General features: G+C 66.9%; 12 protein-coding genes. 10 read left to right on the top strand and 2 right to left on the bottom strand.

The features are described from left to right. Positions 1-44: 44 nt before the first annotated feature. The 7 genes from ASF16_RS08545 to ASF16_RS08515 all read left to right on the top strand — a co-directional run bounded on the left by ASF16_RS08545 (position 45) and on the right by ASF16_RS08515 (position 7,069). A complete protein-coding gene (locus ASF16_RS08545) occupies positions 45-491 on the top strand; it encodes a helix-hairpin-helix domain-containing protein (RefSeq protein ID WP_056165318.1) in 447 nt (148 codons plus the stop codon). Between the two features lie 116 nt (positions 492-607). After that, positions 608-3,568: a monovalent cation/H+ antiporter subunit A gene (locus ASF16_RS08540; RefSeq protein WP_056165316.1), complete on the top strand. Its 2,961-nt coding sequence runs from the start codon at positions 608-610 to the stop codon at positions 3,566-3,568. Continuing rightward, positions 3,559-3,924: a Na+/H+ antiporter subunit C gene (locus tag ASF16_RS08535; RefSeq protein ID WP_056165314.1), complete on the top strand. Its 366-nt coding sequence runs from the start codon at positions 3,559-3,561 to the stop codon at positions 3,922-3,924. The genes ASF16_RS08540 and ASF16_RS08535 overlap by 10 nt, the downstream gene beginning before the upstream one ends. Positions 3,925-4,159: 235 nt before the next feature. Next, positions 4,160-5,875 carry a monovalent cation/H+ antiporter subunit D gene (locus tag ASF16_RS08530; RefSeq protein WP_056165311.1) on the top strand — a complete coding sequence of 572 codons (1,716 nt, stop codon included), beginning with the start codon at positions 4,160-4,162 and terminating at the stop codon, positions 5,873-5,875. Beyond that, positions 5,872-6,390 carry a Na+/H+ antiporter subunit E gene (locus ASF16_RS08525; protein WP_056165309.1) on the top strand — a complete coding sequence of 173 codons (519 nt, stop codon included), beginning with the start codon at positions 5,872-5,874 and terminating at the stop codon, positions 6,388-6,390. The genes ASF16_RS08530 and ASF16_RS08525 overlap by 4 nt, the downstream gene beginning before the upstream one ends. Then, positions 6,387-6,668 carry a K+/H+ antiporter subunit F gene (locus ASF16_RS08520; RefSeq protein WP_056165308.1) on the top strand — a complete coding sequence of 94 codons (282 nt, stop codon included), beginning with the start codon at positions 6,387-6,389 and terminating at the stop codon, positions 6,666-6,668. The genes ASF16_RS08525 and ASF16_RS08520 overlap by 4 nt, the downstream gene beginning before the upstream one ends. Continuing rightward, the gene (locus ASF16_RS08515; protein WP_056165305.1) at positions 6,665-7,069 is read left to right on the top strand and encodes a monovalent cation/H(+) antiporter subunit G; all 405 of its coding nucleotides are present in this window, start codon (positions 6,665-6,667) and stop codon (positions 7,067-7,069) included. The genes ASF16_RS08520 and ASF16_RS08515 overlap by 4 nt, the downstream gene beginning before the upstream one ends. 141 nt (positions 7,070-7,210) lie before the next feature. Here ASF16_RS08515 and ASF16_RS08510 read toward each other — a convergent pair whose 3' ends face one another. Both ASF16_RS08510 and ASF16_RS08505 read right to left on the bottom strand, forming a co-directional pair. Beyond that, complete coding sequence (locus tag ASF16_RS08510) at positions 7,211-10,873, bottom strand: hydantoinase B/oxoprolinase family protein (protein ID WP_056165304.1); 3,663 nt, start codon at positions 10,871-10,873, stop codon at positions 7,211-7,213. An 81-nt stretch (positions 10,874-10,954) separates the two neighbouring features. Next, on the bottom strand, positions 10,955-11,485 hold the full coding sequence (locus ASF16_RS08505) for a winged helix DNA-binding protein (protein WP_056165302.1): 531 nt from the start codon (positions 11,483-11,485) through the stop codon (positions 10,955-10,957). Between the two features lie 188 nt (positions 11,486-11,673). On the opposite strand from ASF16_RS08505, the gene ASF16_RS08500 reads away from it, so the two are divergent. The 3 genes from ASF16_RS08500 (at position 11,674) to ASF16_RS08490 (ending at position 14,755) form a co-directional block, all read left to right on the top strand. Further along, a complete protein-coding gene (locus ASF16_RS08500; RefSeq protein ID WP_056165300.1) occupies positions 11,674-12,690 on the top strand; it encodes a TRAP transporter substrate-binding protein in 1,017 nt (338 codons plus the stop codon). A 12-nt stretch (positions 12,691-12,702) separates the two neighbouring features. Next, positions 12,703-13,239, top strand: coding sequence for a TRAP transporter small permease (locus tag ASF16_RS08495; protein WP_056165298.1), 537 nt, complete (start codon positions 12,703-12,705; stop codon positions 13,237-13,239). 205 nt (positions 13,240-13,444) lie between these two features. Further along, the gene (locus ASF16_RS08490) at positions 13,445-14,755 is read left to right on the top strand and encodes a TRAP transporter large permease (RefSeq protein WP_200912615.1); all 1,311 of its coding nucleotides are present in this window, start codon (positions 13,445-13,447) and stop codon (positions 14,753-14,755) included. Positions 14,756-14,924 lie beyond the last annotated feature (169 nt).

Here is a 14,924-nt window from a genome sequence, read left to right as displayed (position 1 = left end):
AGCACCCGACACCCTCCCTCCCAGAAAACCGCAGGACCCCCACCATGCTGAAGAAACTGCTCGCCCTCATCGCCACCCTGTGCGCTGCCGCTGCATTCGCTGCGGTGGACGTGAACACCGCCACCGAAGCCGAGCTCGACGGCATCAAGGGCATCGGCCCCGGGCTGTCGGGCCGCATCCTGGACGAACGCCGCAGCGCGCCGTTCAAGGACTGGAGCGACTTCATCGGCCGTGTGGGCGGCGTGGGCAACAAGAGCGCGGTGAACTTCTCCAAGGAAGGCCTCACCGTCAACGGCAAGAAGTACAGCGCCGCAGCCGCCGCCAAGGCCGAAGCCAAAAGCAAGAGCAACGCCCACCCGAAGAAGCACGACGGCGCTGCGGACGAGCGCAAGGCGAAGGCCCCTGCCACGCCCGCCTCAGCCACCGCTACCCCGGTGACTGCAGCCCAGGCCCCTGCCGCGGCCCCTGCGGCCAGCGCTAGCAAAAACTAAGCACACTCTCCAAGCTGCAAGCCCGCCTCCGCGGGCTTGTTTTTTTGGCGCTCTGCACAGCCCCACGGCAAGGCCTGGGCAGGGTCTTTGAGTCATGCCCCTAAAATCGTTGGGGCATGCCCCTGATCACCCTCATCCTCCTCCCCTTCATCGGCAGCCTGCTGGCGGCAGTGCTGCCTGCCAATGCCCGCAACACAGAGTCCACGCTGGCGGGCCTGATCGCCGTGTTCTGCACCGTGCAGGTGGCGCTGTGTTTTCCGCAGATCGCGGACGGCGGCGTGCTGCGGCAAGACATCGAATGGCTGCCCGCCCTGGGCCTGAACCTCGTCATCCGCATGGATGGCTTTGCCTGGATGTTCTGCATGCTCGTGCTGGGCGTGGGCAGCCTGGTGGTGCTGTATGCGCGCTACTACATGTCGGCCGCCGACCCGGTGCCGCGCTTCTTCTCGTTCTTTCTGGCGTTCATGGGCGCGATGGTCGGCGTGGTGCTGTCGGGCAACATCATCCAGATCGCGTTCTTCTGGGAGCTGACCAGCCTGTTCTCGTTCTTGCTGATCGGCTACTGGCACCACCGCAAAGATGCGCGGCGCGGTGCGCGCATGGCGCTGACCGTCACCGGCACCGGCGGCCTGGCCATGCTGGCGGGCATGCTGGTGCTGGGCCACATCGTGGGCAGCTACGACCTGGACCACGTGCTCGCGGCGGGCCAGCTCATCCAGAGCCACCCGCTGTACACCACCGCGCTGGTGCTGATCCTGCTGGGCGCACTGACCAAGAGCGCGCAGTTCCCCTTCCACTTCTGGCTGCCCAACGCCATGGCCGCGCCCACACCGGTGTCGGCGTACCTGCACTCGGCCACCATGGTCAAGGCGGGCGTGTTTCTGCTGGCGCGCCTGTGGCCGGCGCTGGCGGGCACGGAGCAGTGGTTCTGGCTGGTGGGGGGCGCAGGCCTGTGCACGCTGCTGGTGGGCGGCTACGCGGCCATGTTCCAGAACGACCTCAAAGGGCTGCTGGCGTATTCGACCATTTCGCACCTGGGCCTCATCACCCTGCTGCTGGGCCTGAACAGCCCGCTGGCCGCCGTGGCCGCCGTGTTCCACATCATGAACCACGCGACCTTCAAGGCCTCGCTCTTCATGGCCGTGGGCATCGTGGACCATGAAAGCGGCACGCGCGACATCCGGCGGCTGTCGGGCCTCAGGCGGATGATGCCCATCACCTCCACGCTGGCCATGGTGGCCAGTGCGGCCATGGCCGGCGTTCCGCTGCTCAACGGTTTTTTGTCCAAGGAAATGTTCTTTGCCGAAACCGTGTACGTGAACACGACACCCCTGCTCGAATGGCTGCTGCCCGTGGCGGCCACCATCGCGGGCGTGTTCAGCGTGGCGTACTCGCTGCGCTTCACGGTGGATGTGTTCTGGGGCCCTGCGGCCACCGACCTGCCGCGCGAACCGCACGAGCCCCCACACTGGATGCGCGTGCCCGTCGAGCTGCTGGTGCTGGCCTGCCTGGTGGTGGGCGTGCTGCCGTCGTGGTCGGTCGGTGCGTACCTGGCCGCCGCAGCGCGACCGGTGGTGGGGGGCGAGCTGCCCGTCTACAGCCTGGCCGTCTGGCACGGTTTCAACACGCCCTTCGTGATGAGCCTGATCGCATTGGGCGGCGGCATTGCCCTATATGCGCTGCTGCGCCGCCAGCGCGAGAACGGCACGGTCGACGCACCGCCGCTCATGTACCGCATCAGTGGCCAGCGTGTGTTCGAGCACACGCTGGCCACCATCAGCCAGGCGGGCCGCCACGGCCGCAGGCTGCTGGGCACCGGGCGCCTGCAGTGGATGATGCTGTGGCTCGTCGGTGCAGCGCTGCTGGCCTGCGTGCTGCCCCTGTGGTCGCGGGGCCTGCCGATTGGCGACCGCACGCAGCTGCCGCTGTCGCCCGCCTTCGCGCTGCTGTGGCTGCTGGGCGCGCTGTGCGCCATGGCGGCGGCCTGGCAGGCAAAATACCACCGCCTGGCCGCCCTCACGCTGCTGGGTGGCGCGGGGTTGTGCGTGTGCCTGACCTTCCTGTGGTTCTCGGCCCCAGACCTGGCGCTCACGCAGATCGTGGTGGAGATCGTGACCACCATCCTCATCCTGCTGGGCCTGCGCTGGCTGCCGCGGCGCGACGAGACGCTGCGCAAGCCCACGCTGGCCGAAGAACGCCGCACCCAGCTGCGCCGCTACCGCGACATGGCCCTGGCGCTGACCGCCGGCGCGGGCATGGCCCTGCTGTCGTTCGCGATGATGAGCCGGCCCTTCCCCGACAGCACCTCCACCTTCTTCCTCGAAAACGCGCTCAGTCAGGGCGGTGGCACCAACGTGGTCAACGTCATGCTGGTGGACTTCCGCGGGTTTGACACCTTCGGCGAGATCGTGGTGCTGGGCATCGTGGCGCTCACGGTGTATGCGCTGCTGCGGCGCTTTCGCCCGGCACGCGAAGTCATGGACCTGCCGCCGCAGCAGCGCGCGTTGCCCGCCGACGTTGACACCGACCTGTCCAACCCGCGCCAGACGGCCGATACCGCCGTGGGCTACCTCATGGTGCCCGCCGTGCTGGTGCGCCTGATGCTGCCGTTCGCCACCCTGGTGTCGATGTACCTCTTCATGCGCGGGCACAACGAGCCCGGTGGCGGCTTCGTGGCCGGGCTGGTGTTCTCGGTGGCGCTGCTGCTGCAGTACATCGTCTCGGGCACCTCGTGGGTGGAGGCGCACCTGCCCCTGTACCCGCGCCGCTGGATCGGCGTGGGCCTGCTGGCCGCGCTGGCCACGGGCCTGGGCGCCTGGGTGTGGGGCTACCCCTTCCTGACCAGCCACACGGCCCACCTGCACCCGCCCTTCGTGGGCGAAGTGCATGTGGCCAGCGCGCTGTTCTTCGACATCGGCGTGTTCACCCTGGTGGTGGGCTCGACCATGCTCATCCTCACCGGCATCGCCCACCAGTCGGTGCGCAGCCACCGCTACAACAACGCGCGCCCTGCCGAAGAGGCACAGGCCGCCGAACCATCCGACGTCGCAACGCAGGGAGAAGGCCCATGGAACTGATACTCGCCCTGGCCATCGGCGTGCTCACCGGATCGGGCGTGTGGCTGCTGCTGCGGCCCCGCACTTTTCAAATCATCATGGGGCTGTCGCTGCTGTCGTACGCGGTCAATTTGTTCATCTTCAGCATGGGCCGCCTGGGCTTGGCCATCGACAAGGAGCCCGTGCTGCAGCCCGGCCTGCCCAAGGACCTGGCCCACTACGCCGACCCCATGCCCCAGGCGCTCACGCTCACCGCCATCGTGATCGGCTTTGCCATGACCGCGCTGTTCCTGGTGGTGCTGCTGGCGTCGCGCGGCATGGCCGGTACCGACCATGTGGATGGCACCAGCTCAAAAGACTCCCAGGAAATGCCGTGATGAAGAACACCCCCCTGAGGCGCTCTCCCGCTCCGTGCAGTCGCCAGAGGCGACGGCCCTTCGAGGCCGTCCAAGCCTGCGCAGGCAGGCTTGGAGCCGCGGCTCTCAGCCCCCGCTCTCGCAGCGCGGCGCGCTGCGGGCAGGGGGACGCAGCCCTCGCTCCGGGGCTGCCCTTGATAGGCTGCTCTGGCTTGGAGCGTGCCAGTTTCCATGCGTTGCGCCTTGGACACCTGACATGACGTCTATGCAATTTCTGCTGGAGCGGCTGATGCCGCACCTGATCCTCGCGCCCATCGCGCTGCCCATGCTCACGGCCGGGCTGATGCTGCTGCTGCGCGAAGAGCGCCAGCGCACCAAGGTCACGCTCAATATCGTCTCGACCCTGATGGGCCTGGTGATCGCGGTGCTGCTGCTGATACAGGCCAAGGACCCCGGGCTTCACAACAGCCTGGGTGTGTACCTGCCGGGCAACTGGCCTGCGCCGTTCGGCATCGTGCTGGCGGTGGACCGGCTGTCGGCCATGATGCTGGTGCTGTGCAGCACCGTGGCGCTGGCCACCGTGCTGTTTTCGGCGGCGCGCTGGCACCGGGCGGGGGTGCACTTTCACCCGCTGTTCCAGTTCCAGCTCATGGGGCTGGCGGGTGCGTTTCTCACGGCCGACCTGTTCAACCTGTTCGTGTTCTTCGAGATCATGCTGGCGGCTTCCTACGGTCTGCTGCTGCACGGCTCGGGGCGCCCGCGTGTGTCGGCGGGGCTGCACTACATCGCCATCAACCTCGCGGCGTCTTCGCTGTTCCTGATCGGCGTGTCCATGCTGTACGGCATCACCGGCACGCTGAACATGGCCGACCTGGCGCGCAGCATCGCCGGGGTGGCAGCCTCGGACCGCGGCCTGCTGCATGCAGCGGCAGCCATCCTGGCCGTGGCGTTTCTCATCAAGGCTGCCGTGTGGCCGCTCAACTTCTGGCTGGTGCCAGCGTACAGCGCGGCCACGGCTCCGGTGGGTGCGTTGTTCGCGCTCATGACCAAGGTGGGCGTGTACAGCGTGCTGCGCCTGTGGACGCTGCTGTTCGGCGCCGAGGCGGGCGACTCGGCCCAGTTCGGGAGCCAGTGGCTCATCGGCGGGGGCCTGCTGACCATGGCGTTCGGCGCCATCGGCATGCTCGGATCGCAGCGGCTGGGCCACCTGGCGGGCTTTGCGGCCATCCTGTCGTCGGGCACGCTGCTGGCGGCCGTGGGCTTCGGGCAGAACCTGCTCACCGCCGGGCTGCTGTACTACCTGCTCAGCTCCACGCTGGCCGTGAGCGCGCTGTTCTTGCTGACCGACCTGATCGACCGCTGGCGCAACGATGGCTCCAACCTGGCCGCGTACGAGCAGACGGACGACGCGCCTTTTCTGTCGGCCGACCTGGTGCCTACCGATGGCATCAACCTGGATGACCGCGAAGAAGAACTCATCGGCCAAGTGATCCCTGCGGCCGTGGCCTTTCTGGGCCTGGCCTTCATGGCCTGCACGCTCGTCATCGCGGGCCTGCCGCCGCTGCCCGGCTTCGTGGGCAAGTTCGCCATGATCCATGCGTTGCTCAACCCGCTGGGGCTGGCCTCGTCGCAAGGGTTCCACCTGGGCGCGGAAGGCTGGGCGCTGGTGGCGCTGCTCATCGGCTCGGGCCTGCTGGCGCTGCTGGCGCTGACCCGGGCGGGCATCCGCCATTTCTGGGCGGCGCATGACCGCACCGTGCCCAAGCTGCTGGTGCTGGAAGGCCTGCCCATTGCCCTGCTGCTCACGGCCTGCGGTGTGCTGGTGTGGCAGGCCGGCGCGGTGATGCGCTACACCCAGGCCACTGCCGACGCGCTGCACGCACCCGCGGGCTATGTGCGCGCCGTGATGACGGCCCAGCCGGTGCCCAACCCACCCCCACCTGCGGTCTTGCCAGGAGGTAGCGCACCATGAAGCCGTCGCGTACATCCCAACGCCCCTTCAAGCGGCTGGTGCCCGCGCCGCTGCTGTCGCTGGCGCTGCTGGGCCTGTGGCTGCTGCTCAACCGCAGCCTGAGCGCCGGCCACTTCGTTCTGGGCGGCGTACTCGCGCTGGCCATACCGCTGCTCACGGCCGGGCTGCGCCCGCTGCCAGTGCGCATTCGCAATCCTGGCGCGGTGCTGCGCCTGGCGTTCACGGTGGTGGCCGACACCACGCGCTCCAACCTGGCCGTGGCGCGCCTGCTGCTCGCACCGGGCCGCCGTCGGCATCCATCGGGCTTCGTGCACATCCCGCTCGACGTGCGGGACCCCAACGCACTGGCCGTGCTGGCCATGATCGTCTGCATCACGCCCGGCACCGCCTGGGGCGAGCTGTCGCTGGACCGCAGCGTGCTGCTGCTGCATGTGCTGGAGCTGGACGACCCCGCCCAGGTCATTGCCGATGTGAAGCAGCGCTACGAAGCCCCGTTGATGGAGATTTTCGAATGACCACCCCCGTCCTGAGTTGGGCCCTGCCCGTTGCGCTCTTCATGCTGGCGATGGCCATGGGCTGCGCGCTGATCCGTTTGCTGAAGGGCCCTTCGGCGCAGGACCGCGTGCTGGCGCTCGACTGCATGTACCTGAGCGGCATGCTGGTGATGCTGGTGCTGGGCCTGCTGTACGGCAGCAAGAACTACTTCGAGGCCGCGCTGCTGCTGGCGCTGTTCAGCTTCGTGGGCTCCATGGCCATGGCCAAATTTCTGCTGCGCGGCGAGGTGATCGAATGACGGACGCCGCCACCACCCTGCCCCTGTGGCTGGAGATCATCGTCGCCGTGCTGGTGCTGTCGGGCGCTGGCCTGGCATTGCTGGGCTCGTCGGGCCTGCTGCGCCTGCCCACGTTCTTCGAGCGGGTGCACGCGCCGTCCATCATCGCCACGCTGGGCTGCTGGCTGATCATGCACGGCACGGTGCTGTACTTCTCGGTGGCCGACCGCAGCCTGGCGCTGCATGCGCTGCTGATCGCCGTGTTCGTGGCGATCTCGGTGCCGATCATGTCGATCTTTCTGATGCGCGCGGCCCTGTTCCGGGCGCGCCAGATGGGGCATCCGCCGGTGCCACCCACGCTGAGCCAGCCCAAGCCCGAGGCCGAACCGGCATCGACAGCGCCCCAGGACGTGCGCGTCTGATGCTCCTGATTCGATAGCTGCTGGCGCTTGCAGGTCCAGCGGTAGGAGACTGTTAGGACCACAGTTCTCAAAACCTCCCCCACCCGTTCGGACCAGGGAATATGAAGCCCGAGGCCAGCCGCTCATCAGGTAGCTTGTCCCTTACTTCAAGCCGATGGCCCCGAACCCGCCGCCCCCTGGCGTGTGGATCTCGAACACATCGCCCGGCTGCATCTCGGCCTGGCCAATGTGGTCCAGCAGCTCGGTCTTGCCGTTGCTGCGCACTACCTTGTTGATGCCCACCGCGCCCGCGCCGCCACCGGCCATGCCGAATGCGCCGTGGTGGCGGCCGTTGGACAAGATGCTGGCCGTCATGGGCTCCAGGAAACGCACGCGGCGCACACCGCCGTCGCCGCCCTTCCACTGCCCGTTGCCGCCCGATCCCTTGCGGATCTCGTAGCCCTCCAGCCGCACCGGAAAGCGGAACTCCAGGATCTCCGGGTCCGTCAGGCGCGAGTTGGTCATGTGGCACTGCACCACGCTCTTGCCCGCAAAGCCGCCGGTGAGCTGGCCCGCCGCATCCCACACGCCACCCGCACCGCTGCCGCCCGAGATGGTCTCGTAGTACTGGTACTTGGCACTGCCGAAGGTGAAGTTGTTCATGGTGCACTGCCCCGCCGCCATCAGCCCCAGCGCGCCATACAGCGCGTTGGTGATGCAGGTGGAAGTCTCCACATTGCCCGCCACCACCGACGCCGGCGGGTTGGGGTTGAGCATGGAGCCCGGCGGGATGATGACCTTGAGCGGCTTGAGGCACCCCGCATTGAGCGGAATGTCGTCCTGCACCAGCGTGCGGAACACGTACAGCACCGCGGCCATGCACACCGCCGTGGGCGCGTTGAAGTTGTGCGTCTGCTGCGGGCTGGTGCCGGTGAAGTCGATCTCGGCGCTGCGGCTGGCCGCATCCACACGCACTGCCACGCTGATCTGCGCGCCGTTGTCCAGCGGCAGCGTGAACTGCCCGTCCTTCAAGCGTGTGATCACGCGGCGCACCGATTCCTCGGCGTTGTCCTGCACGTGGTTCATGTACGCGAGCACGACGGGCAGGCCGAACTCGCCCACCATGCGGCGCAGCTCCTGCTGGCCCTTTTCATTCGCGGCGATCTGCGCGCGCAGGTCGGCCATGTTCTGCTGCGGGTTGCGGCTGGGGTATTCGCCGCTTTCCAGCAGCGCGATCATCTCTGCCTCGCGCAGCACACCGCGCTCGACCAGCTTCACGTTGTTGATCTGCACGCCCTCTTCTTCGATGCGCGTCGAGAACGGCGGCATGGAGCCCGGCGTGATGCCACCCACATCCGCATGGTGGCCCCGGCTGCCGACGTAGAACGTGGGCTCGGCGTTGTCTTCCAGGTAGACCGGCGTGATGACCGTGATGTCGGGCAGGTGCGTGCCGCCGTGGTACGGGTCGTTCAGCACGAACACGTCGCCCGGCTGCATGCGGCCAGCGTTGTCACGGATGACGGTCTTGATGCTCTCGCCCATCGAGCCCAGGTGCACCGGCATGTGCGGCGCGTTGGCGATCAGGTTGCCTGCGGTGTCGAACAGCGCGCAGCTGAAGTCCAGGCGCTCCTTGATGTTCACCGAGTACGCCGTGTTCTGCAGCTGCAGCCCCATCTGCTCGGCGATGTTCATGAACAGGTTGTTGAAGACTTCGAGCAGCACCGGGTCCACCGTGGTGCCCACGGCGTGCTGCACGGCGCGCGCCACGGTGCGGTCCAGCAGCAGGTGGTCCAGGTCGGTCAGCTGCGCCTGCCAGCCGGGCTCGACGATGGTGGTGGCGTTCTTCTCGGCAATGATGGCCGGGCCGGGGACCACGTCGCCCGGGCGCAGGTCCTCGCGCACCACCAGCAGGGCGCTGTGCCACGCGGGCACGCCATCAATGCCGCCCGTGTACATGCGCACCATGCCGCGGTGCGGCGTCTCGCGCGCGGGCTGCAGCGTGTGGCGTGGCTCAACGGGTGCATCGCCGGGCACCACGGCCTCGACCGATACAGCCTCCACCACCAGGCCCTTGCCCTGCATAAGGAAAGCAAAGCGTTGGCGGTAAGCGCTTTCAAACGCCGCGGTGATCTCGGCCTGCGTGCCGAAGGGGACGATGAGCGCCGAGTCGCTGCCTTCGTAGCGCACATGCACGCGCCGGTGCACCACGGCCGTGCTGCTGCCGGCCTGCTGGCGCTCCAGTTCGGTGCGCGCGGTGGCGGCCAGTGCGTCGAGCGTGGCTTCGATGCCGGGCAGTGCGTCCGGCGCCAGCTTGATTTCCACCGCCTGCTCGCGGATCACGTTCTGGTCGGCCAGTCCCATGCCGTAGGCGCTGAGCACGCCGGCGAGCGGGTGGACGAACACCCGCGTCATGCCCAGTGCATCGGCCACCAGGCAGGCGTGCTGGCCGCCCGCGCCGCCAAAGCACTGCAGCGTGTAGCGGGTGACGTCGTAGCCGCGCGCCACGCTGATCTTCTTGATGGCGTTGGCCATCTGCTGCACGGCGATCTGGATGAAGCCGTGGGCCACATCCTCTTGCGAGCGGCCGCTTTGCACCGCCAGCTGCGCGAACTTCTGCGCCACCACGTCGCCGTCGAGCGCCTCGTTGGCCGCATGGCCGAAGACGTGCGGGAAGTGTGCGGGCTGGATCTTGCCCACCATCACGTTCGCGTCCGTCACGGCCAGCGGGCCGCCGCGGCGGTAGCTGGCCGGGCCGGGGTTGGCGCCCGCGCTCTCGGGGCCCACGCGAAAGCGCGCACCGTCGAATCCCAATATGGAGCCGCCGCCGGCGGCCACGGTGTGGATGCTCATCATGGGCGCGCGCATGCGGACGCCCGCCACCTGGGTTTCGAACTCGCGCTCGAACGCGCCGGCGTAGTGGCTCACATCGGTGGACGTGCCGCCCATGTCGAAGCCGATGACCTTCGCGTGGCCCGCCAGCTCCGCCGTGCGCGCCATGCCCACGATGCCGCCGGCCGGGCCGGACAGGATGGCGTCCTTGCCCTGGAAGGTGCCCGCATCGGTAAGGCCACCGGACGACTGCATGAAGAACAGCTTGACGCCCGGCATCTCGCTGGCCACCTGGTCCACGTAGCGGCGCAGGATGGGCGAGAGGTACGCGTCCACCACCGTGGTGTCGCCGCGGCTCACGAACTTCATCATGGGGCTGGTCTCGTGCGAGCTGCTCACCTGCGTGAAGCCCACCTCGCGCGCCAGCCGCGCTGCGGCCTGTTCATGCGCCGTGTAGCGGTAGCCGTGCATGAACACGATGGCCACGCTGCGCAGGCCCGCGTCGTAGGCGGCCCACAGGCGCTCCTTGAGGTGGGACTCGTCCAGCGGCTCGATCACCTCGCCCTGCGCGCCCACGCGCTCCTGCGCCTCGATCACGCGGCTGTAGAGCAGCTCGGGCAGCACGATGTGGCGGTCGAACAGGCGCGGGCGGTTCTGGTACGCAATGCGCAACGCGTCCTTGAAGCCCCGCGTGGTGATGAGCAGCGTGGGCTCGCCCTTGCGCTCCAGCAGTGCATTGGTGGCCACAGTGGTGCCCATCTTCACGCACTCGACCTGTGCAGGCGTCACCGGCTCGCCGGGCTTCAAACCCAGCAGGTGGCGAATGCCGGCCACCGCAGCGTCCTTGTACTGCTCGGGGTTCTCGGACAGCAGCTTGTGGGTGACCAGCGTGAACGTGCCGTCCGATTCGGGCCGGCGGCCCACCACGTCCGTGAAGGTGCCTCCACGGTCGATCCAGAACTGCCAGCGGGACATGGGGGAAGGTTGATGGGACATTTGCTACTATTTTGATAGCTGCTGGCGCTTGTTCATCAAGCGGTAGGGCAGATTTTTATTCAAACCACGGCGTGGCGGCGGTCACAGCGACGCCGCCGAGCGCGCCGCCTGGTCGTACATGCCCGACAGCACACGCAGCAACCGGGCCAGCTCGCCGATGTCGCGGTTCAGGGAGTCGTCGGCGTGCAGCGCATCGATGAGGCAGCTCTCGCGGATTTCGCGGTAGCGCTGCACGTAGGCGCGGCCCACGTCAGTGGCGGCGTAGGTCACTTCCTTGCCGTTTTTCTGCGAAGCCACCACGCCCAGGTTCTGCAGCTTCTTGAGCGCGTAGTTCACCAGGTGCGTGTCCTCCACATTCATGATGAAGCAGATGTCGGCGAGGCGCTTGTCCCGTGCGCGGTGCGTCACGTGGTGCAGCACCAGCACATCCAGTGGCGTGAGGTCTTTCAGGCCCGCCGCCGACATGCAGTGCGCCACCCAACGGTGAAAGGCATTGCCCGCCACGATGAGCCCGAACTCGAACTCGCTCAGCTCCGCGCTCTGCGCGGACACCAGGTGCGCCGACGACACGATGGGGCCGGAATCGCCCTTGGCCTTGGAGCCGGATTTCATGATGGACAGCGAACCTTGTGGTGGACGGGAAAAACTGGCACGGGTTATGCAAGCCATTGTAGGCACCATGGCAATAATTTGTTGGCAATTTGTCAGCGTTTAGGCAAAACACCTATGTCGCCATGGGTTGGTTTCTATACAGTCGCCGACAGTCCTTTCACCCCACGTCCTTACTTGCGGAGCTCTCCATGAAGCGTCGAATCCTCCCCGCCACAGCGCTTGGCCTGGCCCTGGCCTTCGGTTTCACCGCGTCCTCCGTGATGGCGCAGACCAAGTGGGACCTGGCCGCCGCCTACCCCGTGAGCAACTTCCACACCGAGAACCTGATGCAGTTCGCCAAGGATGTGGATGCCGCATCGGCCGGCAAGCTCAAGATCACGGTGCACGCCAACGCCTCGCTGTTCAAGGCCAACGAAATCAAGCGCGCCGTGCAGGGCGGGCAGGCCCCGGCCGGTGAAGTGCTGCTGGGCAATTTCGAGAACGAGAACGCGCTGTACGGCGTGGACGGCATCCCCTTCCTGGCCACCTCGTATGCGGACTCCAGGCGCCTGTACGAAGCGCAAAAGCCCTACCTCGACAAGCTGCTGGGCACGCAGGGCATGAAGCTTTTGTACGCCGTGGCCTGGCCACCGCAGGGCATCTATTCGAAGAAGGAACTGGCCTCGGTGGCCGACCTGCGCGGCATCAAGTGGCGCGCCTACAGTCCCGCCACCGCCAAGATCGCAGAGCTCATCGGCGCGCAGCCGGTGACCATCCAGGCGGCCGAGCTGTCGCAGGCGCTGGCAACGGGCGTGGTCGAGGCCACCATGACGTCGGGCTCCACCGGCTACGACAGCAAGATCTACGAAAGCATCAAGCTCTTTCACGACACGCAGGCCTGGCTGCCCAAGAACGCGGTCATCGTGAACAAGAAGGCTTTCGATGCGCTGGACAAGCCCAGCCAGGACGCATTGCTCAAGGCCTCGGCCGAGGCCGAGTCGCGCGGCTGGAAGCTCAGCGAGGAAAAGACCGAGTGGTACAAGAAGGCACTGATCGAAAAGGGCATGAAGATCGTGACGCCCGCGCCCAAGCTCATGGCCGACATGCGCCAGGTCGGCGAGATCATGCTGGCCGACTGGCTCAAGAAGGCCGGCCCGGACGGTGAAGCCATCGTCGCGAGCTACCGCAAGAGCAGTCCGGTCCCTGGCGTGCAGGCCAAGAAGTAGGCCCGCATCCATATGCTGCGCCGCTGGCTCGACCGCCTCTACCTTGCCGCAGGCGCCCTGGGCGCTGCGTTCATCGCCCTCATCTGCATCCTCATGATCGCGCAGAGCATCATGCGCGAGGTGGGCCTGCGCACCGGCGCCATCAACGACATCGTGGCCTGGTTCTGCGCGGCCGCGGCTTTCTTTGCGATGGCCCATGCATTCAAGCACGGCGACTTCGTGCGCGTGACACTGCTGCTGGAAAAGCTGTCCCCGCGCCGCTGCCGCCAGCTGGAGGTCGTGTCGCTCGCCATCGCATCGGTGGCAGTGGGCTACCTGATGTGGGCGGCCTGCAGCTACACGTACGAGAGCTGGGAGTTCAACGACATCTCCCAGGGCCTGCTGCCCATGCCGCTGTGGATTCCGCAGCTGAGCTTTGCGATCGGCTCGGTGCTGCTGTGGGTGGCCGTGGTGGATGAATTCATCATCGTGCTGCGCGGTGGCGTGCCGACCTTTGTGCGGGCTGTGGAAGAACGCCATGCCAAGGGTGACTTTTCGTCTGATATCTAGGAAGCCCCCCTGAGGCGCTGCGCGCCTTTCCCCCTGAGGGGGGACGCCTCCGGTGGCCCGGCGGAGCCGGTTCCACGGTGGCACTCGCGTTTGCCGCGCCAGTTTTTGCGGTGGGTGGGACGCGCGGCGCGATGGCCGCGTGGTGTGAATACCGATAACAACAGGCTGCATCGCGCATGGCGCCCTGCAGTCCAGAAAGTTCGATATGGATATCTTGATGGTGGGTGGCGTGTTGCTGCTGCTCATGCTGGTGCTGCTGTCCGGTGGCGTGTGGATTGCGATGACGCTGGCGATCTGCGGGTGGGTGGGGCAGGCGTTCTTTACGTCCACGCAGCCGGCCAAGAATTTGTTCTCGGCGTTCTGGGAGAGCAATGCGAGCTGGGAGCTGGCCGCCCTGCCGCTGTTCATCTGGATGGGCGAAATCCTGTTTCGCACCAAGCTGTCCGAAGAGATGTTCGAAGGCCTGCGCCCCTGGCTCAACCGCGTTCCGGGGCGGCTGATGCACACTACCATCCTGGGCTGCGGCATCTTTGGGTCGGTGTCGGGCTCGTCGGCCGCAACCTGCGCAACCATCAGCAAGGTGGCCCTGCCAGAGCTGATGAAGCGTGGCTACGACGAGAAGCTGGCGCTGGGCTCGCTGGCCACGGCCGGCACGCTGGGCATTCTGATCCCGCCGTCGATCACCATGGTGGTGTATGCGGTGGCGGCCGATGCGTCCATCATCCGCATCTTCCTTGCGGGCTTTCTGCCGGGCATTTTGCTGATGCTGCTGTTCTCGGGCTACATCGGCTGGTGGAGCCTGCGCAACCCCGACAAGGTGCCTGCGGCCGACCCGCCCTCCACGCTGCGCGAGAAGATTCGCAAGTCCGGCAACCTGATCCCCGTGGGCGTGCTCATCGTCTTCATCGTGGCCGTGCTCATCACCGGCTACGCCACCGCCACCGAATGCGCGGCCTACGGCGTGGTGGGCTCGCTGGGGCTGGCGCTCTGGAGCCGCTCGCTCACCTGGCAGAACTTCAAGGACGGGCTGATGGGCACCACGCGCACCAGCTGCATGATCATGTTCATCCTGGCCGGCGCCGCGTTCCTCACCAAGACCATGGCCTTCACCGGCATCCCGCGCGAACTGGCCGAGTGGGTCAACGCCATGCACCTGTCGCCGTTCGCGCTCATCAGCGTGCTGGTCATCGTGTACCTGGTGCTGGGCACGGCGCTCGACGGCATCAGCATGATCGTGCTGACCAGCGCGGTGGTGCTGCCCATGATCCAGCAGGCCGGGTTCGATTTGATCTGGTTCGGCATCTTCATCGTGCTGCTGGTCGAGATCGCCGAGGTCACGCCGCCGGTGGGTTTCAACCTCTTCGTGCTGCAGAACATGACGGGCAAGGACAGCAACACGATTGCGCGCGCTGCGATTCCGTTCTTCCTGTGCCTGGTCGTGTGCATCGCGATCATCACGGTGTTCCCGCAGGTCGTGACGATCTTGCCGGACCTGGTGATGGGCAAGGAAAAGTAGCCCCCCTGAGTCGCTTCGCGCCTTCCCCCCAAGGGGGACGCCTCCAGTGGCCCGGCGAAGGTTCTATGGTTCGAGTCAAGCGCTTGGGGTGATGCGATGAGCATCAAACGGCTTGCCCGATCGCCACACAGCAAAGGCAATGCGCAGCAGCTTGCGCGCCAGCACGACC

This window comes from Acidovorax sp. Leaf78, assembly GCF_001422735.1.
Lineage (GTDB): Bacteria > Pseudomonadota > Gammaproteobacteria > Burkholderiales > Burkholderiaceae_C > Acidovorax.
Note: the sequence above shows the minus strand (reverse complement) of the source record. Positions and strands in the feature narration are given on the sequence as shown.

Excerpts from the sequence above, each read along its gene's own strand:
- ASF16_RS08545 (WP_056165318.1), top strand. The coding sequence starts at position 45 with ATGCTGAAGAAACTGCTCGCCCTCATCGCCACCCTGTGCGCTGCCGCT.
- ASF16_RS08540 (WP_056165316.1), top strand. The coding sequence starts at position 608 with ATGCCCCTGATCACCCTCATCCTCCTCCCCTTCATCGGCAGCCTGCTG.
- ASF16_RS08535 (WP_056165314.1), top strand. The coding sequence starts at position 3,559 with ATGGAACTGATACTCGCCCTGGCCATCGGCGTGCTCACCGGATCGGGC.
- ASF16_RS08530 (WP_056165311.1), top strand. The coding sequence starts at position 4,160 with ATGACGTCTATGCAATTTCTGCTGGAGCGGCTGATGCCGCACCTGATC.
- ASF16_RS08525 (WP_056165309.1), top strand. The coding sequence starts at position 5,872 with ATGAAGCCGTCGCGTACATCCCAACGCCCCTTCAAGCGGCTGGTGCCC.
- ASF16_RS08520 (WP_056165308.1), top strand. The coding sequence starts at position 6,387 with ATGACCACCCCCGTCCTGAGTTGGGCCCTGCCCGTTGCGCTCTTCATG.
- ASF16_RS08515 (WP_056165305.1), top strand. The coding sequence starts at position 6,665 with ATGACGGACGCCGCCACCACCCTGCCCCTGTGGCTGGAGATCATCGTC.
- ASF16_RS08510 (WP_056165304.1), bottom strand. The coding sequence starts at position 10,873 with ATGTCCCATCAACCTTCCCCCATGTCCCGCTGGCAGTTCTGGATCGAC.
- ASF16_RS08505 (WP_056165302.1), bottom strand. The coding sequence starts at position 11,485 with ATGAAATCCGGCTCCAAGGCCAAGGGCGATTCCGGCCCCATCGTGTCG.
- ASF16_RS08500 (WP_056165300.1), top strand. The coding sequence starts at position 11,674 with ATGAAGCGTCGAATCCTCCCCGCCACAGCGCTTGGCCTGGCCCTGGCC.
- ASF16_RS08495 (WP_056165298.1), top strand. The coding sequence starts at position 12,703 with ATGCTGCGCCGCTGGCTCGACCGCCTCTACCTTGCCGCAGGCGCCCTG.
- ASF16_RS08490 (WP_200912615.1), top strand. The coding sequence starts at position 13,445 with ATGGATATCTTGATGGTGGGTGGCGTGTTGCTGCTGCTCATGCTGGTG.